Source organism: Hydrogenophaga sp. (assembly GCF_041633695.1).
Lineage (GTDB): Bacteria > Pseudomonadota > Gammaproteobacteria > Burkholderiales > Burkholderiaceae_C > Hydrogenophaga.
The window spans coordinates 1-20,910 of record NZ_JBFJMY010000021.1 but is presented as its reverse complement, the minus strand read 5'-3'; the positions used below and the strand labels follow the sequence as shown (position 1 = coordinate 20,910).

The following is a 20,910-nucleotide window of genomic DNA, read 5'->3' as shown; positions in this document are numbered from 1 at the left end:
GCGGCGTCGAGCCGCTGCAGCGCATCGGGCAGTTCGGCGGCCACGGTCAGACCCAGGTGGCGCTCGGGCAGCGCAAAGGCCGGGTCGCGCAGCACCGCACCCAGCCATCCGCCATCTGCCGCGGTGTCGACGTCCACCCCGCCCACCGAGGCGGGCAGCACCGCTTTTTGCAGCATCTCGGCGTGGCGCTCACCGGCCACCCGGTTGGCCAGCACCCCGGCCCAGGGCAGGCCGGGACGGAAGTGCTGCAAACCATAGGCCAGCGCCGCAAAGGTACCGGCCATGGCCGAGGCGTCGATGACACACAGCACCGGCAGACCCAGGCGCTGCGCCAGATCGGCCGCGCTCGGTTCGCCATCGAACAAGCCCATCACGCCTTCCACCACGATCAGGTCGGACACGCTGGCAGCGGCCAGCAGGCGCCGGCGCACATCGGCCTCGCCGGTCATCCACAAATCCAGGTTGTGCACCGGCCGCCCGCTGGCCAGGGCCAGCCAGTACGGGTCCAGAAAGTCCGGACCGCACTTGAAGGCCGTGACCCGGCGACCCGCACGCGCGTGCAGCCGTGCCAGCGCACTGGCCACCGTGGTCTTGCCCTGGCCCGAGGCCGGGGCAGCGATCAGCACGGCCGGGCAATGCACCGCGCAGGACACCGCCGGTACGGCGATGCTCAGTTGGGCATCCACTTCAGGCCCAGGTACACCGTGCGCCCGGCCATGGCATAACCACGCGCCGTTTGGTAGGCCACATCGCCCAGGTTGTCGACACGGCCCAGCAAAGTCCAGTCTTTGCCCAACGGGGTGCTGGCGTGCAGATTCAACAGGCCGTAGCCGCGCAGGCGGTTGGTGTTGGCCGCGTCGTCGTAGCGGGCGCCCACCAGTTGCAGCTCGGCGCCCAGTTGCCAGTCGGCCACACGGGTGTCGGCCGCCAGCGTGGCCATGCGTTTGGCGCGACGCGCCAGTTGCTTGCCGGTGCTCAGGTCTTCGGGTTGCAGAAAATCCAGCGAACCGCTGAGATTCACGCCATCCAAACGCTTGCTCGCCGACAAGGTCAGGCCGGTGTATTGCGCGCTCGCCGTGTTGCCGTAACAGCCCGGAAAACTGCCCGCGCCGTTGGCGCAGGCGCCCGGTCCCGACACGTACTTGATCAGATTGCTGACTTTGTTGCGGTAGAGCACCGCACCAAAGCCATCGCCCTGCCGCTCGTACTTCACGCCCAGTTCGACGTTGCGCCCCAATTCGGGCTGCAGACTCGGCGTGCCGTACGTGCTGAAGCGTTGGAACAAGGTGGGTGCGCGGAACGCCGTGCCCGCCGACGCAGTGACCCGCCAGTTCGGCTGGAAAGCGTACGCATAGGCGGCACTGCCGGTGCTCTTGCCACCAAACTCGCTGTCGTCGTCGTGCCTCACGTTCAATTGCAGCGTGTGCTGGCCCACCGAATACCCGTATCCCAAAGCCAGCGCATTCTGCGAGCGCTCGGAAACCTTGGGTGTGGTGCTGGCGTTTTCCAGTTCGTCTTCACGCCGCTCCAGCGCCCCGGTGAACAGGTGCGCGCCCTGGCGCCATTCGTTCTGCCAGAGGTAGCTGGTGACGTGGGTCTCGGTTTCGTACACCGAAGGCGCGGTCCGGTAACGGTCGGTGCTCTGGTTGATGCTGACGCGGGTCGAATAGGCATCGGTCCATTGGGCCGACCAATTCAGCCCGGCGGTTTGCAACCCGCTCTTGGCATGGTCGTCGCGACCGGGGGTGAACGCGTCGTATTGCGCATCCAAGTGGTTGGCCAGCAGCGTGGCTTCGAGTCGGTGCGCGCGGTTGATCTGCAGACCCAGCCGAGCCGAACCCGAGGTGGATTCATAGCCGTCCTTGTCGGGATTGGCCGTCGGCTGTGCATTGAAGCCCTTGCTGCGTTCGCGTGCCAAGCCGATGGCGTAGTCAACAGAACCTTGCTTGCCACTGAGTGCCAGGTCCAGCTTGCGCGTGCCCTGCGAACCCACGCCCACTTCGACAGAGGGCGAGAACCCGGCGCTGCCTTTGCGGGTGAAGATCTGGATCACACCACCCAGCGCGTCGGAGCCGTACACCGCTGCAGCCGGGCCACGCACCACTTCGATGCGCTCCACCTGAGACAAGGGAATGGCGTTCCAGGAAGCGCCACCGGTCGATTGCGAGTCAAGCCGCACACCGTCCACGTACACCGCCGTGAAGCGCGATTCGGCACCACGCAAAAACACGCTGGTGGTGGCGCCGGGTCCACCGTTGCGGGCCAGAGCCACCCCGGGCACACGGGCCAGCACATCGGCCAGACCGGCGGCGCCGCTGCGTTCGATCGCAGCGCGGTCGATGATGCTGACATCGGCCACCACATCGGTCAACGGCTGCTCGACGCGGATGGCCGTCACCACCGTTTCTCGCAACATGGGCGCATCGGCCGATTGGGCTTGAGCGGACAGGGAAAAACTGGCCAGTACCGCAAGCGACACAGCCGAAAATGGTGCCTTGCCAGGCACACCAAAGGAAACGTTTGTCATGAAGAGAACCACTGAGAAGTGCCCTCACCGCCTTCCCCGACGGTGCCTGAGCGTGACAGCGGTGCAGCCCTAGCAGGCGCACCACCACTTCGTTGGCCGGTATCCGGGCTGACAGAACCGCCTCCATCGCCTTCCCAGACGGCACGCGGTGTCGTCCAGTGGCTGGGTGATGGGGGCTGAACGACCGGTAGACCCGGATCGTTCGTCTGCTTACCGTTGCGGGGGCAGCGCAGGTTAGGCTCGTCCGGTGTGGATCCGCCCTCCTGCTTCCCGTTGAACTGCGGCGTGTGAACCACACCGCGAGCACCAACAACGGGCATTGTAAGCTTGCCGGGCTTGCGTCAACCCTACAATGCACAGACACCTAGCTGAAACAATGTCCGACCCACAGCACCTTGACCAGATCACCGAGCGTGTTGAACGCTTGCTTCTGCGCCACGAAGAACTCCAGCGCACGAACACTCTTTTGCTGGAGCAAGTGCAGGCGCTTCAAGCCGAGCGGGACTCCCTCAAATCGCGCCTGAACGCGGCTCGCGCCCGCATCGACGCGCTGCTCGATCGCCTGCCACAGGCCACACCCACCGACGCCACCGGCAAGGACAGTGCATGAACAAGCCCGCCGCCAAACCCAGCAAACAAATCGAAGTCCAGATCATGGGACAGAGTTATTTGCTGGCCTGCCCCATCGGCGGCGAGTCTTCTTTGCTCGATGCGGTCGAGCGGGTGGACACCGCCATGTGCCGCATCCGCGATGCGGGCAAGGTCAAAGCACGCGACCGCATCGCCGTGCTGGCCTCGCTCAACCTGGCCTTCGAGTTGTCGCAAAAGGAGGCCGAGGCCTTTCAGGCGTCGTCCTTCGGCTTCACCGAAGCCTCGCCATTCGCCGACAACACGGTTGCAGGCAGCGGAACACAAGACCCGGCGGCACAAGCCCGCCTGGATGAACTGATCCGCCGACTCGATAGCACCTTGGGCAACGACGGTCAATTGCTTTGACCGCTTGGCGCCGTTGCGGCGATTTTTTGGACCAGCGGTCCGCACAGGCCTGCATCAGCGCCTACAATTTGAACTGTCTGCGGTGCGCGTCGGACTTAATTTCCTTGAACCAATGCTCATTGAGCATGGGCTTGGTACATCGCCTGATGGGTGTGATCGTCTCGCGTCAGACGAACCCGAAGTCACGCTGCCCTCGCCCACCTGAACCCCCGGTTCAGGATGACAGTCCGGCGGCACTTGCAGACACCTTTCATGTCCATTGAACCCCTGTTGATCGCCGAGCTGGCCGTGCTCGGTCTGTGTACCGGCTTTCTCGCCGGCTTGTTGGGCATCGGTGGAGGCATGATCATGGTGCCGTTCATCACCATCATCCTGACCGCGCGCGGCGTCTCGCCCGATCTCGCCGTCAAGATGGCCATCGCCACATCCATGGCGACCATCATCTTCACCTCCATATCCAGCGTGCGCGCACACCACCGGCGCGGCGTCGTGCGCTGGGACATCGTCAAACTGCTGGCGCCCGGTATCGTGCTGGGTGCCGCCATCGCCAGTCTCGGCGTGTTTTCCTTGCTCAAAGGCAGTTGGCTGGCGTTGCTGTTCGCCGCCTTCGTGGCGTTTTCGGCCACGCAAATGCTGCTGGACAAAAAGCCAAAGGCCTCGCGCACCTTGCCGGGTGTCGGCGGACAGATCGGTGCCGGCACGGCGATCGGTTTTCTATCGGGCCTGGTGGGCGCTGGCGGTGGATTCGTCAGCGTGCCGTTCATGACCTGGTGCAACGTCGCGATCCACAACGCGGTGGCCACCAGTGCGGCACTGGGTTTTCCCATCGCCTTGTCCAACGCTGTGGGCTATGTGGTGGCCGGACAAAACGTGGCCGACCTGCCCAACGGCTCGGTCGGCTACATCTACCTGCCCGCGCTGGTGGTCATTGCCAGCTTCAGCGTGCTCATGGCGCCGGTGGGCGTGAGAACCGCGCATGCCTTACCCGTGAAGTCGCTCAAGCGCGTGTTTGCCAGCGTGCTGTATCTGCTGGCCGGCTACATGCTCTTCAAAGGCCTGAGCGCCTGAGCGCGCTAGCCTGGCAGACGGTGGTCGGACACCACCATGCCGTCTTCGTCGGCGTAGAGCCAATCACCTGGCCGTACCCACACCCCCTGGATCTGCACCGCCACATCGCGCTGACCTTCGCTGCGTTTCTCGGTGGGCAGGGGCATGGACGCGAGCGCGCGTATCCCCGTCTGGCACAGCGCGAGTTCGGCCACGTCGCGCACGCAGCCGTCGATCACCACACCGGCCCAGCCGTTGCGCGCCGCCGCCGCCCCCAGGTTGCCACCCAGCAACGCGCGGCGCAAAGAGCCACCACCGTCCACCACCAGCACGCGACCTTCGCCTGCACTGTCCACAGCGGCCTTCACCGGGGTGTTGTCTTCAAAACATTTCACGGTAACCACCGCACCGGAAAAACGGACCCGTCCGCCAAAATCCCGGAACACGGGCGGCAGCACACGGAACACGCCCGCGCCATCGTTTTTATGGGTATCGCACAAATCACAGGTGGCAAAAGAAGCGGCTTGGCTCATGGTGAAAACTCGGTTCAAACGGTTGAAAAATGGGTGCTCAAGATGGCGATTTTGAACACAAACCGGCGACCCGACAAAAGCAGAACCCACGGCTGTTGGGCCGCAACACGGCCCGAGCACTGCGAAAGTGTTGTTTTCCGCGCCTATCCCAGGCGTTTTCACCCTGAAAAACAGCCCATTTCCTGACTTCCCATCTTGGATTGCACGGACAACTCCTTTAGCATCCGATACACCGGTGTGAAAGCGCGTTTTCTGCCGGTGAAAACTCCACTTCTATAGAAGGAATGACAACCATGGCAACTGCGAAAAAAGCACCCGCAAAAAAAGCGGCACCTGCAAAGAAAGCCGCCGCTCCGGCGAAAAAAGTAGCCGCTCCGGCCAAGAAGGCGGCTCCCGCCAAGAAGGCAGCTCCTGCGAAAAAAGCAGCCCCTGCCAAAAAGGCAGCTCCTGTGAAAAAAGCAGCCCCTGCGAAAAAGGCAGCTCCGGCGAAAAAGCGCACCCCCAACGCCGCCTTCATGAAAGCCATGACGCCCAGCGCAGCTCTGGCCGCGATTGTCGGCAGCAAGCCGCTGCCCCGCACCGAAGTGACGAAGCAGATCTGGGTGTACATCAAGAAGAACAATCTGCAAGACGCAGTGAACCGCCGCATGATCAACGCCGACGCCAAACTGAAGGAAATCTTCAAGAAGGCCCAAGCGTCTATGTTCGAAATGACCAAGATGATCAACGAACATCTGAAGTGATGCACGGATGGGCCTCGCAGCTGGGTTGCTGCACCAAGGCCCTCCATCCAAGAATGCCGACACCGTCGGCATTTTTTTCGTCTGCTTGCTGGCTAGGGTTGCTCGTGGCATATCCCCGTGTCGCAAAACCGGTGCGCCCCCGTGTGTGTGGAGAACACCAAAGGGCACCATTGCCTCGGCAACTGTGAGAAACTGCGCCAAATTACCTACATATCTACAAATTTGTGGCATGCCGGCCTCTTCCTCCCCGACCTTCTGCGCAGCTGACAACCTGAACGCCGGTCCTGAGTACCCGAACGACCTTCCCTTGCAGCAACACAAGGTGGTCTTGGTGATGGATCTGGTGGAGTCGGTGCGTCTCATGGCCGCCGACGAAGCGCGGGTGGTGGGCCACTGGCACCGCTTCATACAACACGCCAGCGCACAAGTGCTGCCCGCCCATGGCGGGCGTTTGGTGAAGAGCCTGGGCGACGGCTTTCTTGCCGAATTCGACACGCCCGGCTCGGCGCTGCAAGCCGCGCTGCAACTGCACCGCTACTTCGACACCGTCAACCAGAGTTTGCCGATCGACTCGCAACTGCACTTGCGCGCCGGCCTCAACGCCAGCCACCTCTACGTGGACCGGCACGACGTGTATGGCCACGGGGTCAACCTGGCGGCGCGGGTGGCCGGCCTGGCCAATCCAGGGGAGACGGTGGTCACCGCCAGCGTGTACGACGGCATGGTCGACGGTGTGGACGGCGTGGTGCAAGACATGGGCGAGAGCTTCCTCAAGCACTGGCCCGAGCCCGTCAGAACCTGGCTGGTGTCGCCCGTTCCCACGGGTCAGGCGGGCGTACCGCGTGTCGAGCGCGAAGCCCTGACCACCGATTTCCGGCCATCCATTGCCGTCATTCCGTTCGAGGCGCGCAGCACCAACCCCGAACAGCTGGTGATTGGCGAACTCATTGCCGACGGCGTGATCGCGCAACTGTCACGCAGCCAGAACCTGCGCGTGATCTCGCGCCTGTCCACCACGGTGTTTCGCAATCGAGGTAGCAAACCGTCGCAGATCAACACCCTGCTCGACGCGGCCTTCGTGCTGTCGGGCAGCTACGCCTTGCTGGGCGAATCGCTGGTGGTGATGGCCGAGCTGTGTGATGCGCGTTCTGGCGAAGTGGTGTGGGCGGAACGGCTGGTGGGCAGCACCGGTGATCTGCTGGAAGCGCAAAGCGAGTTGCTCAACACCCTGGCCAGCACCTGTGCGCAGGCGCTCATGCATTCGGAAGTGGAACGCACCCTCACCCTGCCGGTGCCACGGCTCGACAGCAACGCCCTCATGCTCGGTGGCATCACACTCATGCACCGCTCCACGCCGCGCGATTTGCAACGCAGCCACCAGTTGTTGGAAGCCGTTATCGAGCGCCACAACCGCGTGGCAGCGCCCAGGGCCTGGCTGGCCAAGTGGTACATCATGCAAGTGGTTCAAGGCCAGTCGGACAATCCGGCGAAAACCTTCCAACGCGCCATTGATGGTGCGGATCGCGCTCTCGACCTGGAACCGCAAAGCTCACTGGCCCTGGCCATCAAGGGCCACGCCTTGTGCCACCAGGGCAAGGATGTGGATGCCTCGCACCGCGCCTTGCAAGAAGCCACCCAGGCCAATCCCAACGATCCCATGGCCTGGCTGTACAGCAGCGTGTGGTCCACGTTGTGGGGCAAGGCGGAAGACTCCGTTGGAGAGGCGGAAACGGCACTACACCTCTCGCCGCTCGATCCACAAAAATACTATTTTGAGATGATGCTGGCAACCAGCTATGCGGCTTCACAGCAATGGGGCCGCGCTGCCGACTTGTGCAGTTCTTCGCTGTTGAAAAATCGGTACCACCTACCCACCATTCGGTGCTTGATGGTTTGTCTATATGAACAAGGTCTGACAGCGGATGCACAACGGGTTTTTCAAACTCTGATGACGCTGCAGCCCGACTTGACGCAAGCCACATACCTCGCCTCAAGTGGGCAGAGCCCCTTCCGACAACGTGTAGCCAAAGTATTTGCGGGATTGGGTCTACCACTCAACTGAGTCATTTATTCAACAAGGAGAAATCATGAGCGGAGGTGCAAGCGGAGGTGCAAGCGGAGGTGCAAGCGGAGGTGCAAGCGGAGGGGCGAGCGGAGGGGCGAGCGGAGGCGGTGCTTACGTTGCCGACGCCCTCATCCTCAGCCGAGCCGCCCTAGTGGGCCCCTTCACCGGCGCCACACTTCAAGTCACGGAACCCCCGTTCGACAAAGCCACCAACCTCAAGCTCTGGGCCGACGGCCCGCGCGTCACGGTCTGCTTCACCGAACTGGTGGAAGGCCTGCTGTTCAAGGCCAACCCCAGTACCAAACAGGCGGAACTGAGGTTTGCCAATCTGCAAGCCAGCAACGTCCAGCGCAAAACGCTGGTCAAGCTGCGGGCGCCTGGCAAGAGCATCTTCAAGAAACAGCTCGACTTGGTTGCCGCCTATGCCGACCTGCGCGCGGACCGCGCCAGCGAAATCGTGGCCGAGTTGCCTTTTCCTTTGCCGTTCTGGGCTTCCGTGATCGGCCTGAGCGCGCACCGCCACGGAAAAACGCTGCAACTGCTCGATCTGGCCTTTTCGCTGGCCTTCCATGTCGAGATGCGCTTCAAGCACATCTTCGCCATCAGCCGTCCGGTGGAGCATTCCCCGCAGATACAGCCCATGGTTCCCACGCCCGGTCACGGCAGCTGGCCCAGCGGCCACGCCACCGAAGCCTTTTTGGTCGCCACCTTGATGGAGTCGCTGCTCAATGCCGCGTCGCCCAGCGGCGGCACACGCAACGGCCGCGCCAGCCGCGAACAACTGCAGCGGCTGGCCGCTCGCATCGCGGTGAACCGCACGGTGGCGGGCCTGCACTACCCGGTGGACAGCGCGGCTGGCCGCTTGCTGGGCACGTCCCTGGCCGAATACCTGGTGGCGCGCGCCAACGGCGGCAAGGTACACGAGCGCGGCTTCGACGGCCGCCTGTTCGAAGGCCCGAACGGCGCGGCGCTCGACTTCAGCTTGCAAGACCCCATGGACCACACTCACGGCAACGCCTACACGCGCTCCGCCGCCAGCACGCCCGTGGCGAAAGCGCCGCTGGTGGAATGGCTCTGGAAGGAAGCGATCAAGGAGTGGGCATGAGCCGCCGGGCCGCTCCCAAGGCGATGACCGCAGCGCGCCGCGCGGAGGTCTCGTCGTCCTGCCGCCGGGCCGCTCCCAAGGCGATGTCGGCTGCGCACGGCGCGGGGGTCTCGCCATGAGCTCACTGCCCCCGACGCCAGCCCACCCCTGGAAGCCGCTGCCCAAAGGCGGCTTCACCGGCACCGTGTGGAGTGCCCCCGGCGCCACCAACGGACAAGATCCTTACCTGATCTGGGCCGAGGCCGATCGTTTTGCCGGTTACCACTTCGGCCATGGGCGCGGCTCGGACACCCAGCCCAAGTGGTTGCCCATCGTGATCGAACTCACCGCGCTGGCCGATGTACCCGCTTTGGTGGCGGCCTCGAGCACCGCCTGGCTGCAGATACCCCAGGTCTACCTGAACGTGCCCGGTCTGCGCTTTTGCAGTGCACGCGTCAAACCCAAATTTTTCGCCCGGCTACGCAGCGACCCCAGCCTGCGCGGTTTGATCGCGCGCTTCGAGCTGGGTTTGCCGGTGGGCCACCACACACACGCGCTCAAAGACCCGTGCACCCCCAGCAGCCAGCCCACACCGGCCCCAGGCCTGTTGCAAGGCAAGGTGTTGGGCTTGATCGACGGTGGCCTGGCACTGGTCAACAGCGCCTTTCTCGACCACCGAGGCCAGGCACGGGTGAAGCATTTCTGGCGCCAGGACGAAACCCAGGACGGCAACTGGCCCGGCGACCAGCCCCGTCGGCGCGTGCCGCTGGACCCGGCCCGCGCCGGACCTCGCCCGCCCGACATGGGCTACGGCCACGAACTCTCCGGTGCCGCTATCGACGCTGCCATGGCCCGCTACACCCGCAACGCTCAGGTCGATGAAGATGCGCTTTACCAGCACTTGCAGCTCTGGGATCTGAGCAAACCCATCAACCACGGTACCCATGTGGCCAGTCTGGCTTGCGGCCCTCGTGCCTACGCCAGTTCAGCCGGCAACGAGAACACGCCGCCCAACTGGAACCCCACCGACGATCCCGCCAGCCGCTGCGATCTGGTCGCGGTTCAACTGGACTGGTCGAACGTTCTGGACACGTCGGGTGGCGCCATGAACGTGAGCGTGCTCGATGGGCTGATGTACATCCTGGCGCGCTGTGCGACCAGCGCCCAGGTCGTGGTCAACATCAGCTGGGGCACGCTGGCGGGCCCGCACGACGGCAGCTCCATCCTGGAGGCGGCCATGGATCAACTGGTCAGTTTGTTGGGCGAGCGGCTACAAATCGCCGTGCCTGCGGGCAACGGCTACCAAGGCCGCACCCATGCCAACGCCGAGCTTCAGAAAGACAAGCCCCTGACCCTGCACTGGCGCGTGCAACCCGACGACCGCACGCAAAGCTTTGTGGAAATCTGGCTGCCCGACGATGCGTCGGAGGTCGACATCGCGATCACCCCACCCGGCCATGTCCAGCCCCTGCCCAAAGTGCGCAGAGGACAGTCGGGGGTGTGGGAAGGCAACGGCCCGCACCCGCTGTGCGGCTTGATCTACCCCGCCAGTTCCGCCCTGGGCACCCAGGGCACTTGTGTTCTGCTGGCACTGGCACCCACTTTCAGTTTCCGCAAGCAAGTGGCGACAGCTCCCTTTGGCTCGTGGCGCATCACGCTGACGAACAAAGGGCAGGCGCCTGTGGTGTTTGATGCGTATGTGGAGCGCGACGATGTGGCTCTGGGCCAGCACACCGGTGCGCGCCAATCGTATTTTGAAGACGCCGCCTACGACACCAGCGGCAACATCGGCAGCTTCGTGGACCACGCCGACAATCCCACACCGATACGCCGCAGCGGCATCTTCAACAGCTTGTCGACCGGATTGCGTACGGTGAGTGTGGGCGGCACCCGCCGACAAGCCGATGCATGGAGCCGCTTTGCCCTCTACTCACCGCGCAGACCCGACCCGGACGCCAGCCGCCCACAGCGACCCGGCGTGAAAACGGTTCCGGATACGCTCCAGACGAGCGACGACAACGTGGCTTTGTGGGGAGTGCTAGGTGCGGGCAGCCGCAGCGGCAGCACCGTGCGGCTGGCGGGCACCAGTTCCGCGGCTCCACTGCAGGCCCGTGACATGCTCAACAAACGCTGAGTTTTGCTCGTTGGCTTGATTCAATCCTCGCCTTCAGGCCCTCTTGACGCCAGGCTTGGTCTTGATCGCGGGCTTTGAACCTGACGGCGCGCACCCGCAAGGCACTGGGTGCGGGGATTCACCGCCCCGGCAGATAGGGTGAAATGTTCTTCATGGCCCGGTCCACATACGCATCCTTCTCGCCGACCGGCGCCACATAGTGCATGGCCGCCCGCGCCGCCTCAAGGCCTTCGGTGCGTGCGATGACCCACGCAGCCAGATAGGCCGAAGCCAAACAACCACCGGCCGTGGCCACGTTGCCGTCGGCGAAAAACGGCTGGTCCAGCACCTGCACGCCCGCTTCTTGCACCCAGGGTTTGGTGGTGAGGTCGGTGCAGGCCGGCACAGCGCCCAGCAAACCCAGCTTGGCCAACACCAGCGTGCCCGAGCACTGGGCGCCGATGAGCTGGCGAGCCGGGTCCAGTTGCAGTGCCGCCATGATGCCGGCGTCGTTCACGACCTCGCGGGTCTGCATGCCACTGCCCACCAGCACCACGTCGGCCAATGGCGCCTCTTCCAGCCTGGACTGCGCCTGGACCGTCACGCCGTTCATGGACGTCACTGAGGCCTCGGGGCAGCACAGTGTCACCCGCCAGTTGGCTCTTTTGATGCGGTTGAGCACGCCCAAGGCGATCAGGGAATCGAGTTCGTTGAAGCCCTGGAAGGTGAGGATGGCGATGTGCATGGTGATCTCCTGTTGGGTCGTCTTCGCAAATTCCGGCCCTGGGGCCCATTGGCACGCAGCTTGCGCGGCGTGTTGCGGCGGCTCCGCAGATGGCATCCGATCCTACCCGCAGCTTTTTAACGCAGGTTCACAGAACCGGGCTCACTTTCTGATAGCTTCAAAGGCTCATGGCACTTTCGCTCGACTTCCTCACCCTGCCCCTGCTGGCTGCGGCTTCGCTGGTGTTCTTCAGCGTGCTCGCGGGCGTGTTTTCCGCGCGCGCGGGCTTTTCTTTTCTGCTGGTGTTTCTGGTGGTGGGCACGCTGGCCGGTGTCGATGGCCCGGGCGGTCTGGTGTTTGACGATTTTCGACTGAGCTTCTGGGTGGGGAACGTGGCACTGGCGGTGATCCTGCTCGATGGCGGACTGCGCACCCACATCACCACCTTTCGCACCGGCTTGCGGCCTTCGCTGCTGCTGGCCACGGTGGGCGTTTTGCTGTGCGCGGGCGTCACCGGCGCGGCCGCGCACTGGCTGCTCGACCTGTCCTGGCCGCTGGCTTTGCTGGTCGGGGCCATCGTGGGGTCCACCGACGCGGCGGCGGTGTTTTCGCTGCTCAAATCGTCGGGCGTGCAGCTCAACGAGCGCGTGGCCGCCACGCTGGAGATCGAGTCTGGCATGAACGACCCGATGGCGGTCTTTCTCACGCTCACCTTCATCACCATTGCCTTGTCGGCAGATGCCGGAGGGTTGCAGCTCTCCGATGGCATGGCCGTGCTGCGCTCTTTGATGCTGCAATTTGGCTGGGGCGCCGCCCTGGGTCTGTTGTTCGGCTGGGGTCTGGCCGAACTGCTCAAGCGGCTGGTGCCCGCCACGGATGGCGGTGGTGGCATCCGCGCCCTGCTCATCGTGTCGGGCGGTCTGGCGGTATTCGCCCTCACCACCTGGCTGGGTGGCTCGGGTTTTCTGGCGGTCTACGCCATGGGCGTGATGGCCGGCAACCGGGCACGCAGACAAGTACGACCGGCGCTGTCGGCCATGGACGGCTACGCCTGGCTGGCGCAGGCCGGCATGTTTTTGCTGCTGGGCTTGCTCGTCACACCCACCGAGATGCTGCGCACACTGTGGCCGGCGCTCGGTGTTTCGCTGGTGCTGATGCTGGTGGCACGCCCGCTCTCGGTCTGGCTGTGTCTGGCGCCATTGCGCTTCAACCGACGTGAAATCACCTTCATTTCGTGGGTGGGCTTGCGCGGCGCGGTGCCGATTGTGCTGGCCGTTTTCCCGGTGATGGCGGGTGTGCGCGGCGCGGAGACCTTCTTCAATGTGGCGTTTGTGGTGGTGCTGACTTCGCTGCTGTTGCAAGGCAGCACCATCGGCTGGAGCGCGCGGCGCCTGGGGGTGACCCTGCCCGATCCGGACGACACCGAACACGCGCGCCGGGTGTTTGGTGATTTTGAGCTCAACGCCAGTACACCGCTGGAGGACCTGTGCGCCTTTTACGCCCTGCCCTTGCCGGCCGACACATCGCTGTCGGTTGGCGGGTGGTTGCTGGCCGAGTTGAACCGCCCACCGGTGGTGGGCGACAGCGCCACCCTGGGGCCGGCGGCTGTGAGCGTGCGCGAGATGGTGGGTGAGCGCATCACACGGGTGGGCATCAAACTGGGATGAAGCCTGCGCTTGCGCGGCCCAAGCCAGCTCAAGACACCGCGCAGGCGCAGCGCTCACCTGCCAGCACCTGCAGCAGATTGCTGGTCGCCAGGGTGGCCATGGCGTGGCGCGTCTCGTGGGTGGCGGAGCCGGCGTGCGGCAGGGCGGTGACCCGCGGGTGGCCGCGCAGCGGCGAATCCAGCGGCAAGGGCTCGGTCGCGAAAACGTCCAATCCGGCTGCGCGCAGGTGGCCGCTGTCGAGTGCCGCCAGCAACGCCGGCTCCTGCACCACGGCCCCCCGCGAGCCGTTGACAAACACCGCACCGGGTTTCATGGCCGCAAAATGCCGCGCGTCCATGAGGCCGCGTGTTTCGTCGCTGAGCGGCAGCGTGCACACGACGATGTCGGATTCGGCCAGCAAGCTGTGCAGCGCCACATGCCTGGCGCGCCCGGCGAGTTCGGGTACTGCAGCCGCGCGGCGGCTGTGGTACAGCACGGGCATGCCGAAACCCAGCGCGGCGCGCCGCGCAACGGCCTGACCGATACGGCCAAAGCCCAGAATGCCCAGGGTTTTTCCATGCACGTCCCAGCCAAAAAGTGCTTGGTCGATGTTGCGCGTCCAGTGGCCTTCGCGCACGTAAGTAGCCAACTCGACCAAGCGCCGGCTGCTCGCCATGACCAGCGCAAAGAGGGTGTCTGCGGTGGTTTCGGTGAGCACACCGGGGGTGTGGGTCAGCACAATGCCACGTTGCCGCAGGGCCTTGAGATCGTAATTGTCTATGCCCACCGAAACGCTGGACACCGCTTCCAGCCGGGGCGCCTGTGCCAGCACCGCCTGGTCGATGGGGTAGCTCGAACCGATCAGGCCCTGTGCCGCTGGCAACGCCGCCCAGAAGGCATCGTGCTGGCTCGCGACGCGCGGGTTGGCCACCAGCACTTCGTGGCGATCCTGGAGGCGCGCCAGTTGGTCTTCGGGCAGCTCACGGAAAACGAGCACGCGCTTGCGGGTCACTGTTCGAACGCCTCCAGTTCGGCGCGCGTGGGCAAACCTTCGGTGTCACCCAGCACCTGCACGGCACGGGCTCCAATCCAGGCACCTCGGCGCACCGCTTCGGGCACGCTGCGGCCTTCGAGCAAACCGCTGATCACGCCGACGGCAAAACCGTCACCGGCGCCGACGGTATCGACCACTTGCGGCACCGAGAACCCCGCGACCCGTCCGCTGCCGGCGTCGCCCTCGTAATAGGCGCCCTGCGGACCGAGCTTGACGACCACCAACTTGACGCCCTGCTCCCGGTAAAAGCGGGCAATGCCTTCGGGGGTTTCGGCACCGGTCAAAAACTGGCCCTCTTCTATGCCCGGCAGCACCCAGTCGGCCTGCACGGCCAAGCTGTTGATGGCATCGCGCATGCGTTCGGGGGTCGCCCACAACGTGGGGCGCAGGTTGGGGTCGAAGGAAATGCTGCGGCCTGCGGCTCGCATCAAGATCAGGCTGCGTTGCGCCGATGCCAGACAGTTGTCCGACAGCGCCGGAAACACCCCGGTGGCGTGCAGATGGCGCGCCGAGCTCAGCCATGCTGCATCGATCTGTTCGGGCTGGAACAGGCTGGCCGCCGAACCTTTGCGGTGGTATTCCGCCGGTGGATCGCCTCCGCCGGCCACACGCCCCTTCAACTGAAAGCCGGTGCGTTGTGTCGGGTCGCACACCACGTGCGAACAGTCGACGCCCTCTTCTTGCAAGGCGCGCAACAAGTAGCGGCCCATGGAATCGGTGCCGAGCCGGCTGGCCCAGCCGACCTTCGCGCCGAGCCGGGCAAGGCCGATGGCGACGTTGGTCTCGGCACCTGCGGTGCGCTTCACAAAAGACTCCACGTCTTCGAGCGGGCCCGGGCGATCGCCCACCAGCAGCAACATGGCTTCACCGAAGGTGATGACGTCCAGATTCATGCTTGCCCCGCTGCGATGCGCCGCAACTGCTCCACTTCGCGCCGCGTCACCGCCAGCAGGTCGTCGCCCACCAGCGGGTATTCGATCGCCCAGGGCAAGCCCGCGGGCATGGGCCGCAACACGGCGCGCCATGGCGCCGCCGATTCGGTCAGTGGCACCGCTACCCAGCGCTGCGGCTGGCGCTACACGCCCTTGCAGTGCACATAACGCACACGCGGTGCAAAAACGGCGGCGGCCTGCAGCGGGCATTCACCGGCCCAGTGCCAGTTGCCCACGTCGAAGGTCATGCCCAGTGGCAGGTCGTGCGCCTGCGAGGCTTCGAAGAACGCGGCCATGGCAGCCACGGTACCGGCAGCAAACGTCTGGTCGTTTTCGATCACGAGCTCCACCTGGCTGGCCGCCAGACGCTCGCGCAACGCCACCAGCGAACCGGCCGAAGCCGCCCGCCAACCGCCCATCGACATCTTCAACCGGGGTGCTCCCAGGCACTGCGCCGAGGCGAGGCCGCGCTCCAGCGCGGCCAGGTCGAGTGCACCGTCACCGGCCCACAGGCCTTCTGGGCTGGAATACACCCGCTGAACCATGGGCAAGGCCGCCGCGATGGCCGTGAGTTCGGCTTCGCCGCCGGTCAACAGCTCGCCACGCACTTCGACGCCGTCTGCGCCGGCTTGCACGGCCAGCTGCGAAAACCAGAGTTGCCCATGTCGACGCACCTCGGCAGCGCCGTACGAGGACAGCGATATAAAAACAGCATTCACGTCAGGTAGGGGCCGTCTGGCCGTGTGAGTTGAGGATCTGGCCCAGAAAGGCCTGGAGCTTGGGGTGTTTGGGTGCCGAGAAAAACGCCTGAGGCGGTGCTTCTTCGACGATGCGGCCGTCGGCCATGAAGATCACCCGGTCCGCCACGCTGCGCGCAAAACCCATTTCGTGCGTGACACACAACATGGTCATGCCGTCTTCCGCCAGGCCAATCATGGTGTCGAGCACTTCTTTGACCATCTCGGGATCGAGGGCGGAGGTGGGCTCGTCGAACAGCATGATCTTGGGGTTCATGCACAGGGCCCGTGCGATCGCCACCCGCTGCTGCTGCCCTCCAGACAGCTGGCTGGGGTGCTTGTGGGCCTGATCGGGAATGCGGACCCGCGTGAGGTAATGCATGGCCTGCGCTTCGGCCTCTTCCTGGCTCACGCCGCGGCTGCGCATGGGGGACAGCGTGCAGTTCTGCAGCACGGTCAGGTGCGGGAACAGGTTGAACTGCTGGAACACCATGCCCACCTCCCGGCGCACCGCCTCCACGTTTTTTCGGTGGTGGCCGGTGAGCTCGATGCCGTCGACCACGATCTTGCCTTTGCCCGCAGTTTCAAGGTGGTTGATGCAGCGGATCAAGGTCGACTTGCCCGAGCCCGACGGCCCGCAGATCACGATGCGTTCGCCTTGGCGCACGTCGAGATCCACGTCGGTCAGCACTTGGAAATCGCCGTACCACTTGTTGACTTTTTCCAGCCGGATGATGGGATCGGTACTCATGTCTCGTCCAGTGGCAGCGCGCTCAGTTGACCGGCAGAGAAGGCAGGTCGGACTGCAGCCACTTTTTGTAGAGTTTGTTCAGTTCGCCATTGCCGGTGTTTTTGGCGACGAAGTCGTTCATGGCCTTGAGCATCTCGGGCTGGCCCTGGCGCATGGCAACGGCCATGAACTGCTGCTTGAGCACCAGCTTGTTTTCGTAAGCGTCGCCGGCGCGCTTGGCGATCTGCGCCGCCACCGTGGTCGAACAACCAATCGCATCCACCTGGCCGGACAGCAGCGCCTGCATGGCCGAGGCATCGTCGTCGAAGCGGCGGATGTCGGTGCCCTCGGGCGCCATCGCGGTCAGGGCGGTGTCTTGCGTGCTCGCACGGGCCACGGCCACGCGCACACCTTTGAGATCGGCCGGCGTCTTGATGGTGGTCTTTTTCTCGCCATACAACACGATGGTTGCGGCCGAATACGGGCGCGAAAACTGAACCTGCTTGGCACGCTCGGGCGTCACCGCCAGCGAGGCCACCAGAACATCGACCTTGTTGGTCAGCAGGAAGGGAATGCGGTTCGGGCCGGTGACCGAAATCAGGTTGAGCTTGACCCCCAGGTCTTTGGCCAGCAGTTTGGCCACATCGGCGTCGTAGCCGTCGGGGTTGTTGGCGGTGTCGACTGTTCCGTACGGCGGAAAGTCCACCAGCATGCCGACCGTGATCGAACCCTTTTTCTGGATCTCGTCAACGCTCTGGGCGGCGGCGGTGGGCGCCCAACTGGCCAGCGCCAGGCTGTAGACCAGGGTGGCGGTGGTGGCGAGCAAGCGGCGGCGGTACATGGGGGTCATGGTGTTGTCTCCAGGGTTTGAAGGGGAAGTGGTCAGCGCGCCAACACGGCGGCGCTTCTTTTCTCGATGCGACTGGCCCACAGGGACAGCGGCCAGCACAGCGCGAAATAGATCGCCCCGACAACGCTGAAGACGATCAGCGGCTGAAAGGTGGCGTTGTTGATGATCTGCCCGGCGCGGGTGATCTCGGTGAAGCCGATGATGGCGGCCAGGGAGGTGCCCTTGATCACCTGCACCATGTAGCCCACGGTGGGTGGCAAGGCGATCTTCCAGGCCTGGGGCAGCACCACATCGCGCATGCGCGCCGCGTAGCTCAGGCCCAGCGCGTCGGCCGCTTCCCACTGGCCCCGAGGCACGGCCTGGATCGAACCGCGCCAGATCTCGCCCAGGAAGGCACTGGTGTTCAGAATCAAAGCAAGGCCGGCGGCGATCCAGGGACTGATGTCCAGGCCCAGCACAGGTGCACCAAAGAACACCAGAAACAGCTGCATCAACAAGGGTGTGCCCTGGAATACCTGGATAAAACCAGTCGCCAGGCGCTGGGCCACGCCGCTTTCGCTGGTGCGCGCCAGTGCCACGAGCAGTCCACCGACCGCGCCGCCCACAAAGGCGATCAACGAGAGCTGCACCGTCCATTGGGCAGCTTGCAGAATGAACCAGAAATCCGAAAATCCGAATGTACGCATGGTGGTTCCTGGGGCTCAGCGCCGATCGGGGTACGACAGCACACGGCGCTGGATCAGCCGGAAGACGCCGGAGAACAGCAAGGCCAGCGCCAGGTAAATGCCGGTCACGACGATGTAGATCTCGAAGCTGCGAAAGGTCTGCGACTGCAGGTTGGACGCGACCGAGGTGAGGTCGTCGGCAGAAATCACCGAGACCACGGCAGAGCTGAGCATCAGCAAGATGAACTGGCTGGTGAGCGCCGGGAAGATGGCGCGCAACGCCGGTTTCAGGATGATGAACTGGAAGATCTGGTGCGGCTTGAGGTTCAGCGCCTGACCCGCTTCAATCTGCCCTTTGGGGATCGACTCGATGCCCGCGCGGATGATCTCGGTGGCATAGGCACCGAGGTTCACCACCATCGCGGTCAATGCGGCGGTGTAAGGCGACCAGCGCAAGCCGATGGCCGGCAATGCAAAGAAGAAAAAGAACAACTGCACCAGGAACGGGGTGTTTCGGATCAGCTCGATGTAGGCCTGGATCACCCAACGCAGCGGTGTGGGTCCCGAGGTCTTGCCCCAGGCGCAAACAATCGCGACCAGCAGACCCAGCACGGTCGCCATCAGCGAAAGCTGAACGGTGATCCAGGTGCCCTTGAGCAACAAGGGCCAGGCGGCCAGTACGGCTGAAAATTCGAAGGTGTAATCCACGGTGAACGCTGAAGTGTGAAACCGGTTTCCATTGTAGGAAACCGGTTTCCAATCGCCATCAGTAGTTACCCTAGATTCGTAAAATCGCGTGGTTGGAACGGAGCAGGAACGGGCTAGCGCAGCGACGACGCCCGAGGCACCAGCCGGCCCGCCAGGAAAATCTGACGCGGTGGCGGGTTGTGCCCCTGCAGCCGTTCGAGCAAACAGGTCACGGCGATGCGGCCGATCTCTTCGGTGGGTTGTTCGATCGTCGTCAACCCAGGCCCCACCAGGGGCGCCCAGACGGTTTCGTCTATCCCCACGAAGCCAATGTCACGGCCCAGACTCCATCCGAGACGGACCACCGACGCGGCCACGCGCAAGGTGATGCGGGCGTTGCTGGCCATCACCGCCACCGGTCGCGTGCCGCCGCGCTGCTTCAAGCCGATCAACGCTTTGTCCAGTGCGGCGTCGTCCCCGTCCGCCACCTCGATCACCTGGGCAGCCGCCGCACCCAGTCGGACGGCGGTGAGGGAGCGGAAAGCCGCGACACGTTCGATGCGCGGGCTCACACCGGCCACCGGCTCGCTGATGTAAAGCAGTTCGCACCAGCCGTTTGTCAGCAGGTGTTCGACGCCTTGGCGCACGGCGTCGGCGTTGTCGAGCGAGACGAAGTCGGCGTTGATGCCATCGAGCTTGCGGTCGACCAACACCGCTGGCTTGCCATGCCGGGCGATCTCTTTGGCTGCGGTCGGATCGGCGCCCAAGGTGTTGAGCACAAAACCCTCGACCTGGTAGGAGGCCAGCGCCTCAATGCCTTCGCGCTCGCGCTGGCTGGCGTTGCCCAGATTGAACAGCATCACCAGATATCCCGCCTGTTGAGCCGCGTTTTCCGCTCCACGCAACACCGCCACCGAGAAGGGATTGGTGATGTCCGCCACCACCAGCCCGATCAGGCGCGAACGACCGCGTTTGAGTGCCTGCGCCATCGGACTGGGCATGTATGCGAGGTCGGCGACAGCCTTTTCAACCCGCGTGGCGATCTCGGGCGATAGTCGGGTGGTGCGGTGGTTCAGGAAGCGCGAGACCGTCGCCTTGGATACACCCGCAGCGCGCGCCACGTCGTCGATGGTCACGCGCACCTCGCGCCTCTCAGTGTGGGTCTCAGGGGACTTCATTGCCATAAGGGACTTTTTGCGTTGCCTGGAAACCAGTTTCAGACGCATGGTAGTCCATCGACGCCCGGTTCATCGGCGCCCGGCGAATCGCCGCGTCGCCCTGGACCCGGCCGACACCTGTTCCGCAAGCCCATCGGCTACACTAATAACCAATCAGTCATTAAAAATTTCCCCTTGGCCCTGCCTGCACCTTCCCCCTCCAGCCCTGCGCCCGGCGACGCCGATGTCCCGCCGCGCCAGCGCCGTGAGCGGCGCAAAGAGGCACGCCCCGGCGAGTTGCTGAGCGCGGCGCTTTCGCTGTTCGTGGAAAAGGGTTACGCCGCCACCCGGGTGGAGGAAGTGGCCTCACTGGCGGGTGTCTCCAAAGGCACGCTGTTTCTCTACTACCCCAGCAAAGAAGAGCTGTTCAAGGCGGTGGTGCGAGAAACCATTTCGGGGCGCTTCACCGAATGGAACGAGGAGCTGAAAAAATTCGAAGGCGACAGTTCCGCGCTGGTGGCCTATTGCATGCGCTCCTGGTGGGAACGCATCGGCATGACGCAGGCCTCGGGCATCACCAAGCTGGTGATGACCGAAGCCAATCTGTTCCCCGAAATCGC

General features: G+C 64.3%; 19 protein-coding genes, 1 other RNA gene, 2 pseudogenes and 1 riboswitch. Of the genes and pseudogenes, 10 read left to right on the top strand and 12 right to left on the bottom strand.

The window, feature by feature from the left end:
- Together ABYB95_RS02570 and ABYB95_RS02565 are read right to left on the bottom strand one after the other, a co-directional pair.
- A pseudogene (locus ABYB95_RS02570) lies at positions 1-686 on the bottom strand (cobyrinic acid a,c-diamide synthase); the annotation flags it as partial.
- Positions 671-2,527, bottom strand: coding sequence for a TonB-dependent receptor domain-containing protein (locus ABYB95_RS02565; RefSeq protein ID WP_372656862.1), 1,857 nt, complete (start codon positions 2,525-2,527; stop codon positions 671-673). The gene ABYB95_RS02565 and the pseudogene ABYB95_RS02570, both read right to left, overlap by 16 nt.
- A gap of 76 nt (positions 2,528-2,603) precedes the next feature.
- A riboswitch (cobalamin riboswitch) is annotated at positions 2,604-2,853 on the bottom strand.
- 50 nt (positions 2,854-2,903) lie between these two features.
- Between ABYB95_RS02565 and ABYB95_RS02560 the strand changes: the two genes are divergently transcribed.
- The 4 genes from ABYB95_RS02560 (at position 2,904) to ABYB95_RS02545 (ending at position 4,591) form a co-directional block, all read left to right on the top strand.
- Positions 2,904-3,137, top strand: a complete 234-nt coding sequence (locus tag ABYB95_RS02560) for a DUF904 domain-containing protein (protein ID WP_372656861.1) — start codon at positions 2,904-2,906, stop codon at positions 3,135-3,137.
- A complete protein-coding gene (locus ABYB95_RS02555; RefSeq protein WP_372656860.1) occupies positions 3,134-3,523 on the top strand; it encodes a cell division protein ZapA in 390 nt (129 codons plus the stop codon). Before ABYB95_RS02560 ends, ABYB95_RS02555 begins: the two co-directional genes overlap by 4 nt.
- A 71-nt stretch (positions 3,524-3,594) precedes the next feature.
- A non-coding RNA gene (ssrS, locus tag ABYB95_RS02550) (6S RNA) lies at positions 3,595-3,773 on the top strand.
- A gap of 2 nt (positions 3,774-3,775) precedes the next feature.
- A complete protein-coding gene (locus ABYB95_RS02545; RefSeq protein WP_372656859.1) occupies positions 3,776-4,591 on the top strand; it encodes a sulfite exporter TauE/SafE family protein in 816 nt (271 codons plus the stop codon).
- 5 nt (positions 4,592-4,596) lie between these two features.
- Here ABYB95_RS02545 and rraA read toward each other — a convergent pair whose 3' ends face one another.
- A complete protein-coding gene (rraA, locus tag ABYB95_RS02540) occupies positions 4,597-5,103 on the bottom strand; it encodes a ribonuclease E activity regulator RraA (protein WP_372656858.1) in 507 nt (168 codons plus the stop codon).
- Between the two features lie 293 nt (positions 5,104-5,396).
- Between rraA and ABYB95_RS02535 the strand changes: the two genes are divergently transcribed.
- The 4 genes from ABYB95_RS02535 (at position 5,397) to ABYB95_RS02520 (ending at position 11,129) form a co-directional block, all read left to right on the top strand.
- A complete protein-coding gene (locus ABYB95_RS02535; protein ID WP_372656857.1) occupies positions 5,397-5,846 on the top strand; it encodes an SWIB/MDM2 domain-containing protein in 450 nt (149 codons plus the stop codon).
- Between the two features lie 229 nt (positions 5,847-6,075).
- The gene (locus tag ABYB95_RS02530) at positions 6,076-7,908 is read left to right on the top strand and encodes an adenylate/guanylate cyclase domain-containing protein (protein WP_372656856.1); all 1,833 of its coding nucleotides are present in this window, start codon (positions 6,076-6,078) and stop codon (positions 7,906-7,908) included.
- Between the two features lie 154 nt (positions 7,909-8,062).
- The gene (locus ABYB95_RS02525) at positions 8,063-9,016 is read left to right on the top strand and encodes a phosphatase PAP2 family protein (protein WP_372656855.1); all 954 of its coding nucleotides are present in this window, start codon (positions 8,063-8,065) and stop codon (positions 9,014-9,016) included.
- A 115-nt stretch (positions 9,017-9,131) separates the two neighbouring features.
- Positions 9,132-11,129, top strand: coding sequence for a hypothetical protein (locus ABYB95_RS02520; protein WP_372656854.1), 1,998 nt, complete (start codon positions 9,132-9,134; stop codon positions 11,127-11,129).
- A gap of 118 nt (positions 11,130-11,247) precedes the next feature.
- On the opposite strand, the gene ABYB95_RS02515 is transcribed toward ABYB95_RS02520, so the two are convergent.
- Entirely contained in the window at positions 11,248-11,853 is a 606-nt protein-coding gene (locus ABYB95_RS02515) for a DJ-1/PfpI family protein (RefSeq protein ID WP_372656853.1), read from the bottom strand.
- A gap of 167 nt (positions 11,854-12,020) precedes the next feature.
- Between ABYB95_RS02515 and ABYB95_RS02510 the strand changes: the two genes are divergently transcribed.
- Entirely contained in the window at positions 12,021-13,499 is a 1,479-nt protein-coding gene (locus tag ABYB95_RS02510; RefSeq protein WP_372656852.1) for a potassium/proton antiporter, read from the top strand.
- A gap of 28 nt (positions 13,500-13,527) precedes the next feature.
- Here the strand turns inward: ABYB95_RS02510 and ABYB95_RS02505 are convergent, their stop codons facing one another.
- From ABYB95_RS02505 to ABYB95_RS02470, 8 genes and pseudogenes are all read right to left on the bottom strand, one after another.
- Entirely contained in the window at positions 13,528-14,475 is a 948-nt protein-coding gene (locus ABYB95_RS02505; protein ID WP_372656851.1) for a 2-hydroxyacid dehydrogenase, read from the bottom strand.
- Positions 14,476-14,486: 11 nt separating this feature from the next.
- Positions 14,487-15,425 carry a sugar kinase gene (locus ABYB95_RS02500; protein ID WP_372656850.1) on the bottom strand — a complete coding sequence of 313 codons (939 nt, stop codon included), beginning with the start codon at positions 15,423-15,425 and terminating at the stop codon, positions 14,487-14,489.
- A pseudogene (locus ABYB95_RS02495) lies at positions 15,422-16,183 on the bottom strand (sugar phosphate isomerase/epimerase family protein). The gene ABYB95_RS02500 and the pseudogene ABYB95_RS02495 overlap by 4 nt, the downstream one beginning before the upstream one ends.
- 1 nt (position 16,184) lies before the next feature.
- Positions 16,185-16,952 carry an amino acid ABC transporter ATP-binding protein gene (locus ABYB95_RS02490; RefSeq protein WP_372656849.1) on the bottom strand — a complete coding sequence of 256 codons (768 nt, stop codon included), beginning with the start codon at positions 16,950-16,952 and terminating at the stop codon, positions 16,185-16,187.
- A gap of 22 nt (positions 16,953-16,974) precedes the next feature.
- Positions 16,975-17,781, bottom strand: a complete 807-nt coding sequence (locus tag ABYB95_RS02485; RefSeq protein WP_372656848.1) for a transporter substrate-binding domain-containing protein — start codon at positions 17,779-17,781, stop codon at positions 16,975-16,977.
- A 32-nt stretch (positions 17,782-17,813) separates the two neighbouring features.
- A complete protein-coding gene (locus ABYB95_RS02480) occupies positions 17,814-18,467 on the bottom strand; it encodes an amino acid ABC transporter permease (protein ID WP_372656846.1) in 654 nt (217 codons plus the stop codon).
- Positions 18,468-18,482: 15 nt separating this feature from the next.
- Positions 18,483-19,154, bottom strand: a complete 672-nt coding sequence (locus tag ABYB95_RS02475) for an amino acid ABC transporter permease (RefSeq protein ID WP_372656845.1) — start codon at positions 19,152-19,154, stop codon at positions 18,483-18,485.
- A gap of 113 nt (positions 19,155-19,267) precedes the next feature.
- Positions 19,268-20,311 (bottom strand): LacI family DNA-binding transcriptional regulator, encoded by a 1,044-nt coding sequence (locus tag ABYB95_RS02470; RefSeq protein ID WP_372656864.1) that lies wholly within the window; start codon positions 20,309-20,311, stop codon positions 19,268-19,270.
- A gap of 180 nt (positions 20,312-20,491) precedes the next feature.
- Here ABYB95_RS02470 and ABYB95_RS02465 point away from each other — a divergent pair.
- A partial coding sequence (locus ABYB95_RS02465; RefSeq protein ID WP_372656863.1) for a TetR/AcrR family transcriptional regulator occupies positions 20,492-20,910 on the top strand: 419 nt, incomplete at its 3' end.

Coding starts and splice junctions, on each gene's coding strand:
- ABYB95_RS02565 (WP_372656862.1), bottom strand. CDS start 2,527: ATGACAAACGTTTCCTTTGGTGTGCCTGGCAAGGCACCATTTTCGGCT.
- ABYB95_RS02560 (WP_372656861.1), top strand. CDS start 2,904: ATGTCCGACCCACAGCACCTTGACCAGATCACCGAGCGTGTTGAACGC.
- ABYB95_RS02555 (WP_372656860.1), top strand. CDS start 3,134: ATGAACAAGCCCGCCGCCAAACCCAGCAAACAAATCGAAGTCCAGATC.
- ABYB95_RS02545 (WP_372656859.1), top strand. CDS start 3,776: ATGTCCATTGAACCCCTGTTGATCGCCGAGCTGGCCGTGCTCGGTCTG.
- rraA (WP_372656858.1), bottom strand. CDS start 5,103: ATGAGCCAAGCCGCTTCTTTTGCCACCTGTGATTTGTGCGATACCCAT.
- ABYB95_RS02535 (WP_372656857.1), top strand. CDS start 5,397: ATGGCAACTGCGAAAAAAGCACCCGCAAAAAAAGCGGCACCTGCAAAG.
- ABYB95_RS02530 (WP_372656856.1), top strand. CDS start 6,076: ATGCCGGCCTCTTCCTCCCCGACCTTCTGCGCAGCTGACAACCTGAAC.
- ABYB95_RS02520 (WP_372656854.1), top strand. CDS start 9,132: ATGAGCTCACTGCCCCCGACGCCAGCCCACCCCTGGAAGCCGCTGCCC.
- ABYB95_RS02515 (WP_372656853.1), bottom strand. CDS start 11,853: ATGCACATCGCCATCCTCACCTTCCAGGGCTTCAACGAACTCGATTCC.
- ABYB95_RS02510 (WP_372656852.1), top strand. CDS start 12,021: ATGGCACTTTCGCTCGACTTCCTCACCCTGCCCCTGCTGGCTGCGGCT.
- ABYB95_RS02500 (WP_372656850.1), bottom strand. CDS start 15,425: ATGAATCTGGACGTCATCACCTTCGGTGAAGCCATGTTGCTGCTGGTG.
- ABYB95_RS02490 (WP_372656849.1), bottom strand. CDS start 16,952: ATGAGTACCGATCCCATCATCCGGCTGGAAAAAGTCAACAAGTGGTAC.
- ABYB95_RS02485 (WP_372656848.1), bottom strand. CDS start 17,781: ATGACCCCCATGTACCGCCGCCGCTTGCTCGCCACCACCGCCACCCTG.
- ABYB95_RS02480 (WP_372656846.1), bottom strand. CDS start 18,467: ATGCGTACATTCGGATTTTCGGATTTCTGGTTCATTCTGCAAGCTGCC.
- ABYB95_RS02470 (WP_372656864.1), bottom strand. CDS start 20,311: ATGAAGTCCCCTGAGACCCACACTGAGAGGCGCGAGGTGCGCGTGACC.